At 49.5% G+C, this 16,929-nt stretch carries 16 protein-coding genes and 1 tRNA gene; 8 read left to right on the top strand and 9 right to left on the bottom strand.

The window, feature by feature from the left end:
* Positions 1–173: 173 nt before the first annotated feature.
* From flgE to ACXAH4_RS16715, 6 genes are all read right to left on the bottom strand, one after another.
* Positions 174–1,559, bottom strand: coding sequence for a flagellar hook protein FlgE (gene flgE / locus ACXAH4_RS16740; protein ID WP_474844623.1), 1,386 nt, complete (start codon positions 1,557–1,559; stop codon positions 174–176).
* Between the two features lie 14 nt (positions 1,560–1,573).
* Positions 1,574–2,263 (bottom strand): flagellar hook assembly protein FlgD, encoded by a 690-nt coding sequence (locus tag ACXAH4_RS16735; protein ID WP_119500516.1) that lies wholly within the window; start codon positions 2,261–2,263, stop codon positions 1,574–1,576.
* A gap of 24 nt (positions 2,264–2,287) precedes the next feature.
* Positions 2,288–2,710, bottom strand: a complete 423-nt coding sequence (flgC, locus tag ACXAH4_RS16730; RefSeq protein WP_119500515.1) for a flagellar basal body rod protein FlgC — start codon at positions 2,708–2,710, stop codon at positions 2,288–2,290.
* Entirely contained in the window at positions 2,710–3,117 is a 408-nt protein-coding gene (gene flgB / locus ACXAH4_RS16725; RefSeq protein WP_119500514.1) for a flagellar basal body rod protein FlgB, read from the bottom strand. Before flgB ends, flgC begins: the two co-directional genes overlap by 1 nt.
* Before the next feature lie 142 nt (positions 3,118–3,259).
* Positions 3,260–4,093, bottom strand: coding sequence for a CheR family methyltransferase (locus ACXAH4_RS16720; RefSeq protein ID WP_474844622.1), 834 nt, complete (start codon positions 4,091–4,093; stop codon positions 3,260–3,262).
* A 19-nt stretch (positions 4,094–4,112) separates the two neighbouring features.
* Complete coding sequence (locus ACXAH4_RS16715) at positions 4,113–5,033, bottom strand: chemotaxis protein CheV (RefSeq protein ID WP_474844621.1); 921 nt, start codon at positions 5,031–5,033, stop codon at positions 4,113–4,115.
* A gap of 165 nt (positions 5,034–5,198) precedes the next feature.
* Here ACXAH4_RS16715 and flgA point away from each other — a divergent pair, with 165 nt between their 5' ends.
* From flgA to flgN, 3 genes are all read left to right on the top strand, one after another.
* Entirely contained in the window at positions 5,199–5,933 is a 735-nt protein-coding gene (gene flgA, locus ACXAH4_RS16710; RefSeq protein ID WP_474844620.1) for a flagellar basal body P-ring formation chaperone FlgA, read from the top strand.
* Positions 5,934–6,026: 93 nt separating this feature from the next.
* Entirely contained in the window at positions 6,027–6,362 is a 336-nt protein-coding gene (gene flgM, locus ACXAH4_RS16705) for a flagellar biosynthesis anti-sigma factor FlgM (protein WP_119500510.1), read from the top strand.
* 10 nt (positions 6,363–6,372) lie between these two features.
* Entirely contained in the window at positions 6,373–6,804 is a 432-nt protein-coding gene (gene flgN / locus ACXAH4_RS16700; protein WP_119500509.1) for a flagellar protein FlgN, read from the top strand.
* Between the two features lie 78 nt (positions 6,805–6,882).
* On the opposite strand, the gene ACXAH4_RS16695 is transcribed toward flgN, so the two are convergent.
* Positions 6,883–7,359, bottom strand: coding sequence for an LPP20 family lipoprotein (locus tag ACXAH4_RS16695; protein ID WP_119500508.1), 477 nt, complete (start codon positions 7,357–7,359; stop codon positions 6,883–6,885).
* Positions 7,360–7,593: 234 nt separating this feature from the next.
* Between ACXAH4_RS16695 and ACXAH4_RS16690 the strand changes: the two genes are divergently transcribed.
* From ACXAH4_RS16690 to smrA, 3 genes are all read left to right on the top strand, one after another.
* Entirely contained in the window at positions 7,594–8,769 is a 1,176-nt protein-coding gene (locus ACXAH4_RS16690) for a flagellar assembly protein T N-terminal domain-containing protein (protein WP_474865838.1), read from the top strand.
* 85 nt (positions 8,770–8,854) lie between these two features.
* Positions 8,855–8,929 (top strand) — tRNA-Arg (locus tag ACXAH4_RS16685).
* 39 nt (positions 8,930–8,968) lie between these two features.
* The gene (gene smrA, locus ACXAH4_RS16680; protein WP_474844618.1) at positions 8,969–9,556 is read left to right on the top strand and encodes a DNA endonuclease SmrA; all 588 of its coding nucleotides are present in this window, start codon (positions 8,969–8,971) and stop codon (positions 9,554–9,556) included.
* 961 nt (positions 9,557–10,517) lie between these two features.
* Here the strand turns inward: smrA and purL are convergent.
* Entirely contained in the window at positions 10,518–14,414 is a 3,897-nt protein-coding gene (gene purL / locus ACXAH4_RS16675) for a phosphoribosylformylglycinamidine synthase (RefSeq protein ID WP_474850998.1), read from the bottom strand.
* A 214-nt stretch (positions 14,415–14,628) separates the two neighbouring features.
* On the opposite strand from purL, the gene ACXAH4_RS16670 reads away from it, so the two are divergent.
* Complete coding sequence (locus tag ACXAH4_RS16670) at positions 14,629–15,582, top strand: membrane-bound lytic murein transglycosylase MltF (RefSeq protein WP_474882694.1); 954 nt, start codon at positions 14,629–14,631, stop codon at positions 15,580–15,582.
* 275 nt (positions 15,583–15,857) lie between these two features.
* On the opposite strand, the gene tadA is transcribed toward ACXAH4_RS16670, so the two are convergent.
* Positions 15,858–16,394 (bottom strand): tRNA adenosine(34) deaminase TadA, encoded by a 537-nt coding sequence (gene tadA / locus ACXAH4_RS16665; protein WP_474882692.1) that lies wholly within the window; start codon positions 16,392–16,394, stop codon positions 15,858–15,860.
* A 295-nt stretch (positions 16,395–16,689) separates the two neighbouring features.
* Between tadA and ACXAH4_RS16660 the strand changes: the two genes are divergently transcribed.
* Positions 16,690–16,923: a hypothetical protein gene (locus tag ACXAH4_RS16660; protein ID WP_119500502.1), complete on the top strand. Its 234-nt coding sequence runs from the start codon at positions 16,690–16,692 to the stop codon at positions 16,921–16,923.
* Positions 16,924–16,929 lie beyond the last annotated feature (6 nt).

Genomic DNA, 16,929 nt, shown 5'->3' with positions numbered 1-16,929 from the left:
GGGGGGGGGGGGGGGGGGGGGGGGGGGGGGGGGGGGGGGGGGGGGGGGGGGGGGGGGGGGGGGGGGGGGGGGGGGGGGGGGGGGGGGGGAGTGGGGGGTGTGAGTGAACGCGCCGCTGCGGAAATAAAACAGGCCGGAAAACCGGCCTGCCTGAATGTCATACCACTGACGTATTAACGGATATTCAGAATTGTCTGGTTCAGCTGGTTATTGACCTCCAGCGCCCGTGAGTTTGCCTGGAAATTACGCTGAGCGATAATCAGGTCAATCAGTTCGGTAGTCAGATTAACGTTCGCCTGCTCCAGAGCTGATGAGTTAATTTCACCGTAGGTACCGGTTGTGGCTTCACCTGCCAGTGCCTCACCGGAAGCGATTGATTCTTTCCACTGGGTGCTGCTTTGCTGGGTCAGGCCCTGCTCATTTGAAAAGCGCACCAGCGCAACCCTTACAATAGGCTCAGAAGTACCGTTCGAAAAGGTTGCCCGAACCAGACCGTCGGCACCAATATCAATACCCGTTAAACGGCCAACCGGTAAACCATCCTGTTCCAGTGAAGTAACCTCAAACGCTGACGCAAACTGCGTCGGTTCGTTGGTGGTTGCTCCCGTCGGATCAAGGTTAAAGTCTATTGCAATTTGTTGTGACGGATCAGAACCGTTTGACAAAATAGTTCCACCTAAGGCTTCTGTTTGAATCTTCAGGTTAGTCTGAGCCACACCATCCGGCGATTCAATGCCCACAAAATCACCGCCCTGACTGAAAGACATTTTCGCCACGGTGACTGCTGAACCACTTGCAGTACCCACCACGTTAGTCGCCGTTGCCGGGTCTGAGTTAGTCCCGTCAGAGTTCACCAGATCGACGAGATTGTCATCAATGGCAGTAGCAACATACCAGTCATTAGTGGTTGTAGCCGCCGGGTCTTTGATGAAATAGTAAGTCATTACATGGCTGTCACCCAGTGAATCGTAAACGGTGACTGATGTGGCCGCGTTATAAGTCAGCGGATCGTCCGGATTAAATAATGTAGGGTCTAGTGCCTGATCCCCTGCCGGCAGGTTCATCCGGATATCCACTTCGCTTGTTTGTTGCGGCGAACCGGATGAGTCAGGAATGCGTACGGGGATAGTAGTACTTAATGCTACAGATGAACTTGTGCCATCTGTATTTACGGGAAACCCTAATAAGTTGTCACCGTTACTGTTAACCACGAAGTTATCTTCATCCAGCTTGAACTGTCCGGCACGGGTAAATGAGAAGTCCCGTGATGTGATTTCAGGCACCGTGGCAAAGAAGCCGTTACCTGTGATCGCAAGATCCAGAGAAGTATTAGTAAACTGTAAACTACCCTGAGAAAACTGCTGTGCCACATCTTGTGTCAAAACACCGTCACCGACTTTTGTTTTACCGCCTGCCAGCAATGACGATGCATAGACATCACCAAATTCTGCGCGGGACTCTTTAAAGCCCACCGTGTTGACGTTCGCGATGTTATTGGCGGTTACGTCGAGATCTTTCTGCGCGGCTGCAACGCCACTAAGTGCAATATTAAAAGACATAACTCTTTCTCCTGTTAACTGCCTATCTGGATGACGTCGCTAAGATTGATACTCACATCACCCGCCAAATTCAAAATAATGCCCTGACTGCTGCCAGTCATGCTGACACTGCCTACCTGCCGGTTAATAGCAGTAGGAACGGTTGTCCCTTCATTGTCGACGGTGCCGTTAGCATTAACCACATATTCTCCGGCCGGCATAGGATTGCCGTTTGTGTCTGTTCCGTCCCAGTTAAACTGGATATTTCCTGCCGCCTGCGTTCCTGCGTCAATGGTCTTAACAATTTCACCATATTGATTTTCGATGGTGATCTTCAGATCCTGCACGGTCTGATCGTTAACCAGTACGCCACTGAAGCCGGCACCTTCTTCTGCCATATAGCCTACATTACCTTCTACCAGCACCTGCTGACCAATCAGACTGGAAGCCTGCAATGCCTGGTTGGAGGTCATAGACGCGGCAAAGGATTCGAACTTTTCATTTAACTGGGAGATCCCGTCTGCCATCGTGAAAGATGTCATCTGGGCAACCATCTGATCATTGTCCACCGGTTTGGTCGGATCCTGATTCGCCAGCTGCTCTGTAAGCAATGAGAAAAAGTCTTCCTGAGTCAGGCGCTGTTCGCTGCCATCGGCAACGGCTACACCTTCTTCCTGCCAGTAGAGCTCTGAATTTAAGCCTGTCGTATTTGAAATAGTACTCACGAAAATACCCTCTGCTCAGCGCGGTTACTGACCGCGACCAAGCTGCAGTACCTGACGGAAAATACGTTTGGTTGTATCAGCAACCTGAACGTTTGTTTCGTAGCCTTTCGAAGCGGACATCATATTTGCCATCTCTTCGACAATGTTGACGTTGGGCTTGTAGATATAACCGTTTTCATCAGCCATGGGATTGTTCGGTGCATACTCAATTTGCAGAGGTGCATCGCTTTCCACTACGCCTTTAACCTCAACACCCACGCCTTTACTCTGTTCATCTGATGCTCTGGCAAGTTCTGCGGCGAAAACCGGGTAGCGTGCCTTATAGGTTTCTTCGTAACTGCTGCTGACGCTGTTAGCGTTAGCAATGTTACTGGCGGTGGTGTTCAGACGGACACTTTCTGCTTCCATACCGGTACCGGAAATGGACATGACATTAAACAGGCTCATTAACTTTGCCCTCCACTTAAGGCCTTCTTCATACCTTTCAGTTTTCCTTCGAGAAATTGCAGGGTTGCCTGGTATCTCATTCCGTTATCCAGAAAGGCATTTCTTTCAGCCTGCACTTCAACGGTGTTGCCGTCCCCGGTGTCGGGCTGATTTGGGATTCGATAATCGATGTCGAAGCTGTTGATATTGAGACCGCCACCAATGTGATTTTCATGAGTGCGTTGCAAAGAACCCTGGCGCTGTTCACTGCGGGCGCTTTCCATGGCTTGCTTAAAGTCTATATCGCGGGCTTTGTAGCCGGGGGTGTTTGCGTTTGCCAGATTACCGGCAATCACTTCCATCTTCTGCTCTCTGATATCCAGCGCTTTTTTATGGAAACCGGTCAGATTGTCTAGGTTGATGGCCATGTAAAACACTCCACAGGCAAAGATTTCAACAACATCGAATTAAAAAGAGACTCAGAGTATGAATCGTCGTTTTCTTATTGTTGAAAACTTTGCAAATGAAGTGCCAAGTATTTTTTGACGCCCCGGGCGGGGCGTCAGGAGATTATTTATTTCTTTGATAGTAAAGGCCGGGATGGCACTTCACCATGGTAAAATGAGATCCGGCTTCACCGATAGATTCGGAAGCGCCGAGGAACAAAATCCCCCCGGGCTGCATCTGGGCGGCAATTTGTTGCAGTATCTTTTGTTTCACATCTGCCGGAAAATAGATCAGTACATTACGGCAAAATACGATGTCGAAGCGACCCAGGGCCGTATAACTGTGCAGCAGATTCAGGCTTTTAAAAGAAACCATTCTGCGTACTTCCTCATTGACCTGAACCATCCCCTCACTGTTGGGAGAGAAATAGCGTTGACGGCGTTCTGCCGATAACCCGCGGGCCAGAGAAAGTTCGTCATACACACCTTTGTTGCACTTCTCCAGCATGGCAGACGACAAATCTGTGCCGGTAATTTCCACGCCGGCTCTCAGAGCGCCGGGTTTTTGCCGCTGAAATTCCAGTACTGACATAGCGATGGAGTACGGCTCCTGCCCGGAGGAACAGGCGGCACTCCAGACCCGCAACCGGCGATTTTCACTGGCGTACTGCGGCAAGATATTATTAATAAGTAACTCGTAGGGATAATTATCACGAAACCAGAGAGTTTCATTGGTGGTCATGGCATCCAGAACGGATTGCAACAAATTACGGTTTCCACCCCGTACCACAGCTGCAATCAGTCCGTCCAGGCTGTCGTAGTCGTATTCGTACATCAAAGACGACAAGCGGCTACGGACAAGATATTGCTTGTTGTCGCCTAATGAAATGCCACACTGTTGCTGCAGAAAAGTTCCGAATTGACGGTAACTGTCGGCAGACACTTCTTTATTTTTCAAGCTTCCCTGGCCTCGTCAATCAATTAGACAACCATTTACCTACAGCAGTAGCAAGTTCATCAGGATGGAATTTTGCAATGAAATCATCGGCACCGACTTTTTGCACCATCGCCTGATTGAATACCCCGCTTAATGACGTGTGAAGAACCACTTTTAATTTCTGCAATTCGGGGGTGTTTTTAATTTCAGCCGTCAGTGTGTATCCGTCCATTTCCGGCATTTCTATATCGGAAACCAGTACGCCCACTTTATCTGTAACGTCGCCGGTTTCAGCAGCAATCTCTTTGAGACGGTTCAATGCTTCCAGGCCATTCTTAGCCAGCTCCATTTTCAGTCCCAGTGCCGTCAGCGCTTTTTTCACCTGACTGCGGGCAACAGAAGAATCATCGGCAATGAATATAATCTTATCTTCCTGAGCAGTGGTATCCAGCCCGGCGATAACATCTTTACTAACCTCGGCTTTGAGGGGAGAAATTTCGTTAAGAATTTTTTCTACGTCCAGAATTTCCACCAGCTCTTTATCCACTTCCGTAACGGCAGTAAGATAACTGGCGCGACCCGTCCCCTGCGGCGGTGGCATAATGGCATCCCAGTTCGTATTGATAATGCGTTCAACCGCGCCAACCAGAAAGCCCTGTACTGAGCGGTTGTACTCTGCAATAACGATAAACGCTGTTTCGAGGTTTTCAATCCGTCTGCCGCCTGTTGCCATGCTCAGGTCGATGACAGAAATGGTTTGCCCGCGGATATGCGCAATTCCCCGTACCAGTGAATTCAATTTAGGCATTGCTGTCAATGGCGGGCACTGCAGTACCTCCCGCACTTTGAACACGTTAATACCAAAGCGCTGACGGCCGTTGAGTCTGAACAACAGTAGCTCCAGCCTATTCTGCCCCACTAACTGCGTGCGCTGGTTAACGGAATCAAGAATGCCTGACATACATCACCTCTAATTTAAATTGGGCACGAACATTGCGTTTCACCATATCACTTAATGTTTAAAAACAGAATCGCCAAAAAAGTGACACTTTAACCATTACGAATCTAAAGGTTCTGCTTTTAATCATAGTCAAAATACAATGAACTGAACACGAAAAAAGTCATCATGCAGAAAAAGTTATCGAAATTATTGCAGAAATCTTTAAGCAGGCCGCTGATGGTTATGTTGCTGATGATGCTAAACATAGCCAGTATTCCGGCATTTGCCCAATCTTCAGCGCAGATGCGGGAAAAAATTAAGCAGGAAGCTCAGGCTTATCTGTTAAGCGCTATTGGGGACGCTCACGGCGACGATAATATTCAGGTAAGTATTGTGCCAGTTGATGACCGCATTCAGATCCCAGCCTGCCATACGCCTTTTCAGTATCACGCAGACAGCAGCGCCCTCACCCAGTCCTATATTTCAGTAAGAGTGAGTTGCGGCAACAATGACTGGTATCTGTTTACCAACGCACGGGTTGTGCGGACCCGCACGGTGGTGGTGACCTCCGGTCTTATCAGTCCTGGCACAGTGCTGACATCAGCAAACCTGAAGCTGGCTGAAGTAGACATTAACCAGTTACGGCACACCAGTTATATGTCGCAAAAGGAGCTTATCGGCGCGAGAATGAAAAGACGGGTCCGTGACGGCCAGCCTGTACAGGCAAATATGCTATGCTTTGTCTGTAAAGGTGATCGCATCACCATCCGTGCTCAGGCCGCGGGAATGCAGGTGAAAACGGCCGGCATCGCTAGACAGGACGGGGTAATAGGCGATAGTATTCAGGTAGTTAACGCATCGTCGAAAAAGACGCTTATCGCTGAAGTTGCCAGCACGCAAACAGTGGTTGTGAATTTATAGCCTCAAACAGTAAAAAACACTGAAAAAAGGTTAAAGATGCGCCAGTTCAGGCCGATAACGTGTATGAGGTGTTATTGGTAGTGGAAAAAATTTATGGCAATCAACAATGTTAACAATGGAACCCCTAAGGCGCCCATTGACAATGCAAAGCTGAATAATCAGCAGGCACAGACACAAACGGCGCAGCAACAGGAAGCTGCGGCGAAAAATACACAGACAACGGCTCCGCGCCAGGACTCTGTCTCACTGACTCAGTCTGCCCAGCAGTTAAGTCAGGTACAGAAGAAAGGCACTGAGGCGCCGGTCAATCAGGAAAAGGTCGACAAACTGAAGAAAGCCATTCAAAGTGGTGAGTATAAAATCGACCCGGATTCCCTGGCGCAGAAAATCGCACGGTTAGAAGCGCAGGTTTTTGGCATTAAATCGTAGAGAGTAATTTATGTCGCAGTCACTGGTACAGGCACTGGAGCAACAGATCGCAAACTTAACGCATCTGGCGACTTTGCTTGAACAGGAATTGCACCTGATCAGCTCCCGGGATGCTGAGGCATTGATGAATCTGCTCAAGGATAAAGAGCAAACCCTCGATACCATTCAGCAAAGTGATATTGCTATCAGTAAGCAATACACTGCACTTACAGCGGAAAAAACAGCGCCAGACGATGTTACCGCCTTGATTGCCCAGGCCAAAAAGCTTCTCGAAGAGTGTCAGTACCGTACATCAGTTAATCAAAAAGCCGTTGAACAGGGTCAGCTCAGGTTGACCCACCTGCGTAATTTAATGCTGGAAGTCCGCGCCAAAGAATCTCTGACCTACGATAAAAGCGGAAAGCCGAAAGGCTCCGGACTAGGCAGAGGCGTGAGCGCCTGATAACAGTGACAAGTACCAAAAAGCCCGTGAAAACGGGCTTTTTTGCTTTTTGCAGAAGACCGGAGCCAGTAAACCGGCTCAGTAATAAGTAACGTCTCTAATCCTTTTAGGCTTAGCGGTTGTCAGGTAAATATCGTACACCTTACGCATGTCCAGCTCTAACTCAGTAGCGTAAGTATCCTCGCCCACCGGATAACTTTTTATCACCCTCGCGCCGCGGATCACGCCTTCAACAGATGCTTTTAATTGTGAATCCTGCATCACCATGTTCGCCACCGACTGAGAACCATTCAGTCGCTGACCGTATACCTGCTCAGCCAGTTCGCGGTAGGCATCCAGCTTTGATGCTTTCATTGCCATCAGGGAGCGGTCATTTTCCGTCTGACCCATTTGCTGCGCAACCGGTGCATATCCTATCGCTGTCAGCACGGGGTAACTTTCCGGCTCCACCACTTCCCACTCAACATGCTTATCAATAAGCCCTGAGCAACCACCCAGCAGTAATACCAGACTGACGCCTGTCGCTCTTGCTGATCGCAGGATAATAGATTGCATAACCCACCTGTAGTTCTTAATCAGTTTGCTGAATGTCGCTGAACACCATTGTTCTGCATCCACAGCAGATTGTTTCTGTTACCCGTTTCCAGCAATAACCGTGCCCTGATGTTCTGCGCCATTTTTCAGACGCAATTTCAGGAACGTTTTTTGCTCTTGTCTTTGCACATAAAGCCGGAAACGCTGCTTCGCCAGCGGTTCCGCTTCATTTTAAATATGATTGCGGTGATAAAGATGACTCGAATTGACAATTTGCTCCGGCCAGCGGGGATTAAACTGTTTCTTACAGGGCTATTTTTATTACTGTCGTGGCAAACTTCTGCCGCCTGGTATGAAGCCAGAGGACAGGCACTCATCCAGGGCGGAGATAAAATTGCCGCCAAAGCAAAGGCCACCGAAGAGGCGATCAGACAGGCAATGATTTTTGCCGGCGCTTCTGTGCAAAGTGTTCAGATGCTGACCAACGGACTGTTGCAGGAAGACAGGCTTCAAATTAGTGCCAGCGGAGAAGTAAACAACCTTGAGCTTATTGATGAGAAATGGCACAGCGATTATGTAACAGTAACCATACGGGCAGATATTTTTCCGCAAACCGCTACTTGCAGTGCTGCTGACTTTCAAAAAACCCTGGTCACCACCTGGTTTCCTATCGAACACAGGGCGCAGGCACAGGACGGACAAATCCACGATTTATCCGAACAGGCACCCAGACACCTCCAGCAATTATTTAAAGCCCGCTCTGAATTAACTTCTCTGGCTCAGATAGTGCCCTACACTGTCAGATGGAACCGCGCTAATGTGCTGGCTCAGGCACCTGACCTGGCCCGTCAGAGCCGCTCACAATACATTCTGGCAGCAACCATTACAGATTTGAGTATGCTGCGTCCCGCTCACTCTTCACTGGCATTCTGGAAGAGTGATGATGCATTGCGTCAGTTTTCCCTCGATGTATCTCTGGTAGACGGTATGAACGGTGCCGTACTCATGCAGAAAAATTATGCTACCGAAGCCGTGTGGGAATTCGATCAGTTCTCACAGATTGATGTCAGCAGCTATCGGTTCTGGCAAAGTGAATACGGCAAAGCCGTCAACCGGTTGTTTACCGGCGTGGTTGAAGATATTGATGATATGCTCACCTGTCAGCCTGCTACCGGCCGGGTACTGGCCGTCAGAGGCGATGTCTTGCAGGTATCCATTGGCCGGAGTCATGGTATTCAACCCGGTGACGAACTCACCGTCTATAAAACCAGCCAGGTGCGCGATCCGCAGGGTATGACATTTTTGCAATATAACCTTTATCCCGTGAAAGTGCGGGTAACCAGCGCATCCGTTGACAGCGCTACGGTTGAAGCGGTTGACGGGGGAATTCTTGCCAATATCCAGCCCAATGATTTTGTAGCCAGACGATAGAAAACACGGTAAATCAGAGAATTGCGGGTTCAACTTCCATTCAGGATAGCTATAATAGCGGTTCTCCGGCAGTTCCGGACCGGATGTCCCTATAGTTTAATGGATAAAACAAGGCCCTCCTAAGGCTTAGATGTTGGTTCGATTCCAGCTAGGGACGCCATAGCGTTAAGCGACATATTCTTTGTGTTCGAGGTCAGCCATGCACCACCAGTTCGACGATGATGATTTACGTTCTTTCATGGAAGAGATGGGCGATGTACAACGGATAACTACAGACGACAAAGTATTCAATCACGACGCACAGGACAGCCTTGCGAAAAAGGCCAAAAGAGCCGCACTGGCCAAAGATAATCCGGACATATTCAATCCCCTCAGTATGGAAAACGTGAAACCCGTCAAACCCGACGATTTCATTGCTTTTCAACAACCCGGCATTCAGGACGGCGTGTTTAAGAACTTACGGCTGGGTAAGTATGAACTTGAACAGCGTATATCCCTTAAAAACCTGACCCTCGCTGAATCCAGAGACTTACTTTACAAGCAACTCAAAAACGCCCATGAACGGGGCACACGCGCTCTGCTTGTTCAGCATGGCAAAGGCGAAAACAGTAAACCGCTTCCGGCAATGAAAAAAAGCTACGTAAACCACTGGCTCGCCGAACTGGATTTCGTCATCGCGTGGCATACCGCACAACCCGGTCATGGCGGTTTCGGCGCAACTTATGTATTGCTGAAAAAACATCCGCAACAAAAGTTAATAAACCGCGAAAAAAATAGAAAAAGATAAAGTGGAAAAATTGCGATAGTGATCTATGTTTAAAGACCGGCCGTTAAATGATATATGTGGCGGTTTTGAGATGTGTTTCAGGTGTTGCGTTTGCACCGAAAATCATTCTTGAGTTTACGAAATTGACTACACCAGAAGTTTTTGAAGACAGTACTAACCCACTCCGCAATGCGAAGAGAGCACTGTTAACTGACCCTGCGACTAAACAGCAATCAGATTGATTGCGAGCGCTTTTCGCTCACTTTTAATTCTGCGGAACTTGCGGAAGAACTGAATACAGCGGTCAGAATCATAAACAAGACTGCGACAGCGACACCGGTTAAACCGAACCCCTTACCAGAACGATACATATTCGTCTCTTATTATCTAACGTTAACTGCGGATCCCTAACGATCCTAACCAAACAACCCGCTTCCGTTGCTACCTTTTATAAGTCTTCCTGACACGCCTAATGTAAAACAGTGTTTTACAGATCACAAGAGATCGGTTCAAAAATTTGACACTGAAACAACTTATTTTTGGCGCTCAGTATATGCAGACCACGTCCGGTTAAAATTGTTCCGGAAAATGTAAAAATTAATCAATTTCCGTAAATCTTTGTAACTGAGCAAGAATGGGTATGGAGATGCGGCTTCCGCAAACAGCGAGTGCGGCCGGTTTCGAAAACTGAAAAGGCTGAAGATGTCAGCTTCCGCAACCAGCGAGTGCGGAAGCGACTCAAGTGCTGAACAGGTTGACTAACCAGCGCTCGCACAAAAAAAGAGGGGCTGCGTTTTAAAAACCGTTTTGGCAGGATTTGAAACCTGAAAAGGCTGGAGATTGAAGATTTCGCAGAACGGATTCCGTTGCAAAAGTTAAAAACCGTCAGCCGCAGGGAAGCGGCTGCCGAGCCCCCAGGGATGGGTTTACGGCGTGTTTTTAACTTGCAACGGTCTCCGTTCGTCAGCGAAATCGAAAACTACTAGCCGACGAAAACGCGGGCGTTGCGGAAGATGCGCATCCACGCGCCGTCTTCCTGCCAGTCGTCCGGGCGCCAGGAGTTCGCTACAGTACGGAATACACGTTCCGGGTGAGGCATCATAATCGTTGCCCGACCATCAGCAGATGTCAGACCCGTGATACCCGCCGGAGAGCCGTTCGGGTTCGCAGGATAGGTATCTGCTACCTGACCGTAGTTGTTCACGTAACGCAGGGCTACCTGATTCGCGCTCTGTACCGCACTCAGTGCGTCAGCAGAGGCAAACTCAGCCTGACCTTCACCGTGGGATACCGCGATCGGCATCATTGAGCCTTTCATGCCCTGCAGCAGCACAGAGTTTGACTCTGTTACTTCTACCATGGCAACACGGGCTTCGAAGCGCTCAGACACGTTAGTCACAAAGTGTGGCCAGTTTTCTGTGCCAGGGATCAAGGATTTCAGGTTTGACAGCATCTGACAACCGTTACATACACCCAAGCTGAACGTATCATTGCGGTTAAAGAAAGCAGCAAACTGGTCACGGGCTTGGGCATTGAACAGAATCGACTTCGCCCAGCCTTCACCGGCACCCAGTACGTCACCGTAAGAGAAACCACCACAAGCCGCCAGACCTTTGAAGTTGTCCAGAGACACACGGCCGCTCAGTACATCACTCATGTGCACGTCGATAGCGGTAAAGCCAGCACGGGTAAATGCCGCTGCCATTTCCAGATGAGAGTTAACGCCCTGCTCACGCAGAATCGCTACTTCAGGCTTAACACCTTTAGCAATATAAGGCGCAGCAACGTCTTCAGTAACATTATAGCTCAGCTTCGCGCTCAGACCCGGATCTGCCGCATCCTGCTTGGCAGCGTGCTCTTCGTCAGCACATTTCGGGTTATCACGGAGGCTTTGCATGTTATGTGTGGTTTCTGCCCACATGGTACGCAGGTTCACGCGGGTGTCGGTCAGTACTGCAACATCACCACGGTTGAACTCAACCATGTCTGTCGCATTCAGCGTACCAATATCGTGTAACAGCGCGCCCAGACCGTGAGCTTCAGCAATCGCTGTCACAGCTTCAACATCGCTTTCTGCTACCTGAATAACCGCACCTAATTCTTCGTTAAACAGTACCGCTAAGTCATCGTCAGCCAGACCATCAAGAGAAACGGTTACACCGGTCTTACCGGCAAAGGTCATTTCAGCAACGGTTGTAAACAGACCGCCGTCAGAACGGTCGTGGTACGCGATAACCAGTTCTTTTTCTACCATCGCCTGTACAGCGTTGTAGAAACCAAGCAGGGTTTCAGCGTTGTCCACATCAGCCGGTTTGTCGGCCAGTTGCTGATACACCTGTGCCAGACAGCTTGCACCCAGACGGTTCTGACCCGCGCCTAAGTCAATCAGCATCAGGCGGGTTGCGCCTTTATCTGTACGCAGTTGTGGCGTTAGCGTTTTACGAATGTCTTTTACTGCACCAAATGCCGTGATCACCAGTGACAACGGAGACGTTACTGCCTTGTCAGCACCATCGTCGTCCTGCCATGCCGTTTTCATCGACATGGAGTCTTTGCCCACCGGAATCGTCAGGCCCAGCGCCGGACACAGTTCTTCACCTACCGCTTTTACGGCTTCGTAAAGACCCGCATCCTCGCCCGGGTGACCGGCAGCAGCCATCCAGTTCGCAGACAGTTTGATACGCTTGATATCACCAATGTTTGATGCAGCAATGTTAGTCAGTGCTTCCCCCACTGCCAGACGGGCAGATGCTCCGTGAGACAGCAGTGCTACAGGCGTACGCTCACCCATAGACATGGCTTCACCATGATAGGTGTCAAACGCACTGGCGGTAACTGCAACGTCAGCCACCGGTACCTGCCACGGCCCCACCATCTGGTCACGTGAGACCAGACCGGTTACTGAGCGGTCACCAATGGTAATAAGGAAGGTTTTTTCAGCGACTGTTGGCAGACGCAGCAGTCGCTGAGCCGCATCAGCCAGCGTGATGTCTTCACGCTTCAGCGCTTCCGGCGCAACCGTTGCTGATTGTACATCACGATGCATTTTAGGCGGCTTGCCTAACAGTACATCCAGTGGCATATCAATCGGTTGGTTATCGAAGTCGGCATCGTGTAATGACAAGTGCTGTTCTTCAGTAGCCTCACCCACTACCGCAAACGGGGCACGCTCACGGGCACAAATCGCCGCAAATTTTTCCAGGTTCTCAGGGGCGACAGACAGTACATAACGTTCCTGCGATTCGTTACACCACAGTTCCAGTGGCGTCATGCCCGCTTCGTCGGCGAGCACGTCACGCAGTTCGAATTTACCGCCACGACCACCGTCGTTAACCAGTTCAGGCAATGCGTTAGACAGACCGCCCGCACCCACATCGTGGATAAACTGGATCGGGTTGCTGTCACCCAACTGCCAGCAGGCATCAATAACTTCCTGACAGCGACGCTCCATTTCAGGGTTGTCACGCTGTACAGAAGCAAAATCCAGATCTTCGTTAGACTGACCGGACGCCATAGAAGACGCCGCGCCGCCACCGAGACCGATATTCATTGCCGGGCCACCCAGCACGATAAGTTTCGCGCCAACGGTGATTTCGCCTTTTTCGATATGGGATTTACGGATGTTACCCAATCCACCGGCCAGCATGATCGGTTTATGGTAACCACGCACTTCCACACCGTTGAAGCTGGACACTTCCTGCTCATAAGTACGGAAATAACCTAACAGGTTAGGACGACCGAATTCGTTGTTAAACGCCGCGCCACCCAGCGGGCCTTCAATCATAATATCCAGCGCGCTGACAATACGCTGTGGTTTGCCATAGCTGATTTCCCATGGCTGCTCAGCACCCGGAATGCGCAGGTTAGACACGGTAAAGCCAACCAGACCGGCTTTAGGCTTAGAACCACGGCCTGTTGCACCTTCGTCACGGATTTCACCACCAGAACCGGTAGCGGCACCCGGGAACGGCGATATGGCTGTTGGGTGGTTGTGGGTTTCCACCTTCATCAGAATGTCGATATCTTCATGATGATATTCGTACTGATGCGACTGCGGGTCAGGGAAGAAACGACCCGCCTGCCAGCCTTCCATCACAGCTGCGTTATCTTTATACGCAGAGTGAACAAATTCAGGGTGGGTTTCGAAGGTGTTTTTAATCATTTTGAACAGGGACTTGTCCTGCTCTACGCCATCAATAGTCCAGCTGGCGTTAAAAATCTTATGCCGGCAGTGCTCAGAGTTGGCCTGCGCGAACATGTACAGCTCAACATCGTTAGGGTTACGGCCTAGACGGGTAAAGCTGTCAAACAGGTAATCAATTTCATCGTCGGCAAGAGCCAGACCCAGACTGATATTCGCATCAACCAGTGCCTGTTTGCCGCTTCCCAGCACGTCCACCGAGGTAAAGCTCTGGCCTTCGGCATGTTCAAACAATACTGATGCGCTTTCCGGCGCAGCAAACACTGATTCAGTCATGCGATCATGCAGTTCTGCTGCCACCAGCGATTTATCGGCATCTGTCAGCTCACCATTTACGTCAACATAATACGCACAACCACGCTCAATGCGGTCGATAGCCGTCAGGCCGCAGTTTTGTGCAATGTTAGTGGCTTTAGATGACCACGGAGAAATGGTGCCGGGACGGGGAGTGACAAAAAAGCACTCTCCCTGAGGCGCTTTCGCCTGAGTTTTCGGACCGTAAGTCAGCAATTTGTCGAGAACCTGACGGGCATCGTCAGTTAACGTGCCGGTTGTGTCCACAAGGTGAACAAACTCAGCGTAAATGCCATTCACAGTAATACCGGATTGACCCAGCCTTTCAATAAGTTTAGTTTGTCTGAATTCAGACAGTGCGGGAGCGCCTCTTAGGACCAACATATCGTTTTACCTGATTGTTTGGAAACAGCGTCTGACAGCTCAAACGCTATCTCTTGGATGCACGGGGATTTCGGCGCGGATTATAGAGGAATTCCGCCCACTTGATAACCTACATTCAAAACAAGTTTAGTTTTTTTTCGATTTTCAACCAAAGGTAATACCACTAACTGTGTCGAGTAAGATGTCTTTTCTCCTGCCTGCCCCCCTGACAGTAATGTTACGTTCCGTTACCGGTTTGCTGTTAGTTCTGACCGTTGCCGCCTGCAGCGAACCTGAATTACCCAATCACCTTCGTTCTGTTAAGGAAGCCGGTAAGCTGACAGCAGGCATTGAGTATGCACCTTCACGTTATGAATATGGCCCGCAGGGGCCCCGCGGGTTTGATTACACACTGATCGCCGGATTCGCTGATTACCTTGGCGTGGAACTGGCACTTATCCCCTATTACGACGACCACAGTCTGAACGCTGCTCTGGCCGGCTCAGATATCGATTTGATTGTGAGCAGTGATGCCGGCGCGCAGGCATTGTCAGCAGATATGGTTACCGGACCGGCGTATGCCGGCACCGCCTGGGCATTCTCAGCCCGCCTTGATGACTCTCTTCGCAGTGCAGTCTTTGATTACTTTGCGACGCTCAGGCAACAACGTGTGGTTGCCAAAATGCAGAATGAATGGCTGACGCCGGCGACTCCGCTGCAAGAGGCAGATATTCCGGCATTCATTCTTGCGGCTGCCGGAAAAATAACGGCGCTCAAAGAGCAATTCAGTGCTTACGACAGCGATGCAAAGTGGACTTTGCTGGCAGCTTTCGCCTGGCAATTAAATCAGTGGGAAGATGCCGGTGAAACCGCCGGCGCAGTAGAGCAACTGCTTATACTGCATGAGAAAATCCCGTCACGGATCCCGACTGCGGAGAGGATGATGATGACCCTTGCAGCGTGGCGCACGGGGCTGACACATCTTGAGGATTGCCGGGAACTGACATCCCGCCAGGGCGGCAATAATGATCGCTGGCTGGACGTGAAACAGCGCTATCCATTGCTGGCCGTTAAGGACGTTTACCGTCACCTTGATTATGGCTACGCAGACGGTGCAGATACCGTGAGATTTACAGAAAATATTCAGCAGTACGCAACAACGTTGGAAACACTGTCTGAAAAAGATTGAAAATTGTCATAAAGCCTTCATGTTATACCGGTAGAACGGCATGAGGCATAAGAACAATGCCACCCTGAATACGTTCTCCTTACACATTTAAGGATGAGGAGGGTTTATGAGAAGACAAAAAGCAATAAAGGCAAAGAAAATTTTGAAAAGTAATAACCGCAGAAAATTAATGATTAAACGTGCCCATCAACGGGTCCTTCAACGACGCCGTCATTTTATGACTCATGAAATGTTCGCGAAAAGTCCGGAGTCAACCTGCCAGTAGCAGTTCCGGACTACGCCTTCCCATTTCCCCCGCACTCTTCTGCCTGAGTCGCTCTGGCCAGTAACTTAGCAGCTTTGATTTCAGCCCGGCGACGCCGGAAAAATGCAGACAATTTTTCTCCGCAAATGTCAGCCAGCACCCCTCCGGTGATATCACACTGGTGATTAAGCTCCGGATGTTGCAACAATTGCATCACTGATCCCGCAGCACCGGTTTTTAAATCACTGGCACCGAATACCACTCTGGCGATCCGTGCGTGCACCAGCATTCCGGCACACATAGCACAGGGCTCAAGAGTGACGTAAAGGGTTGCACCGGTAACCCGGTAATTTTCTATATGGCTGGCGGCTGCACGTACAGCCAGCATTTCCGCATGAGCGGCGGGATCATGGTCTGTAATCGGTGAATTCCAGCCTTCTCCGATGATCTTTCCGTCTGCAACGACTATCGCGCCCACCGGTACTTCGTTAATCGCTTCAGCTTTGTCAGCACGAAGCAACGCCTGCTGCATCCAGTGTTCATCACTGAATAATTCTTCGTTACTCATTGGTTATTTTGACCAAACTTTTGGTTATTTCAACTAAAGGAATACAGTACACGAAATAGTAAAAGTCATAACCAATTGAAATATAATGATTTACCAAATTGGTCACAATCTTGCGTACTCTTGGTTATCATACAGCAAAAGCACGGTTAAAAAGGGTCTGTATGCAAAAATTCAGACTGATGAAAAACACAATGTTACGATTTAAATTGTACAAACAGGTTATAAAACAGGCTGAATTAACGACAAAATGCCCGCAAGCCGTTACACTAAAATTTTACTTTGTTGAGGGAACAAAATGAATACAACCGCCGTTGTCATTGTTGCAATCTGTGCCTGGGCACTGGTCTCTATCGTCACTGCAGCGAAAGACAAGAGTAAATCGAAAAAAGATATCCGTAGTGATAAAGCCATGGAAGCCGAAATCGCGGCACTACGGGAGCGCGTTGAAGTACTGGAAAAAATCGTCACTGAAGAAAATTACGATCTGAAAAAGCAATTTAAAGATCTGGAGAGCGGTAAAGTCGCATAGCGGCTT

The organism is Alteromonas sp. ABV2_168, assembly GCF_056161165.1.
This window is presented reverse-complemented; position numbering and strand designations above follow the sequence as displayed.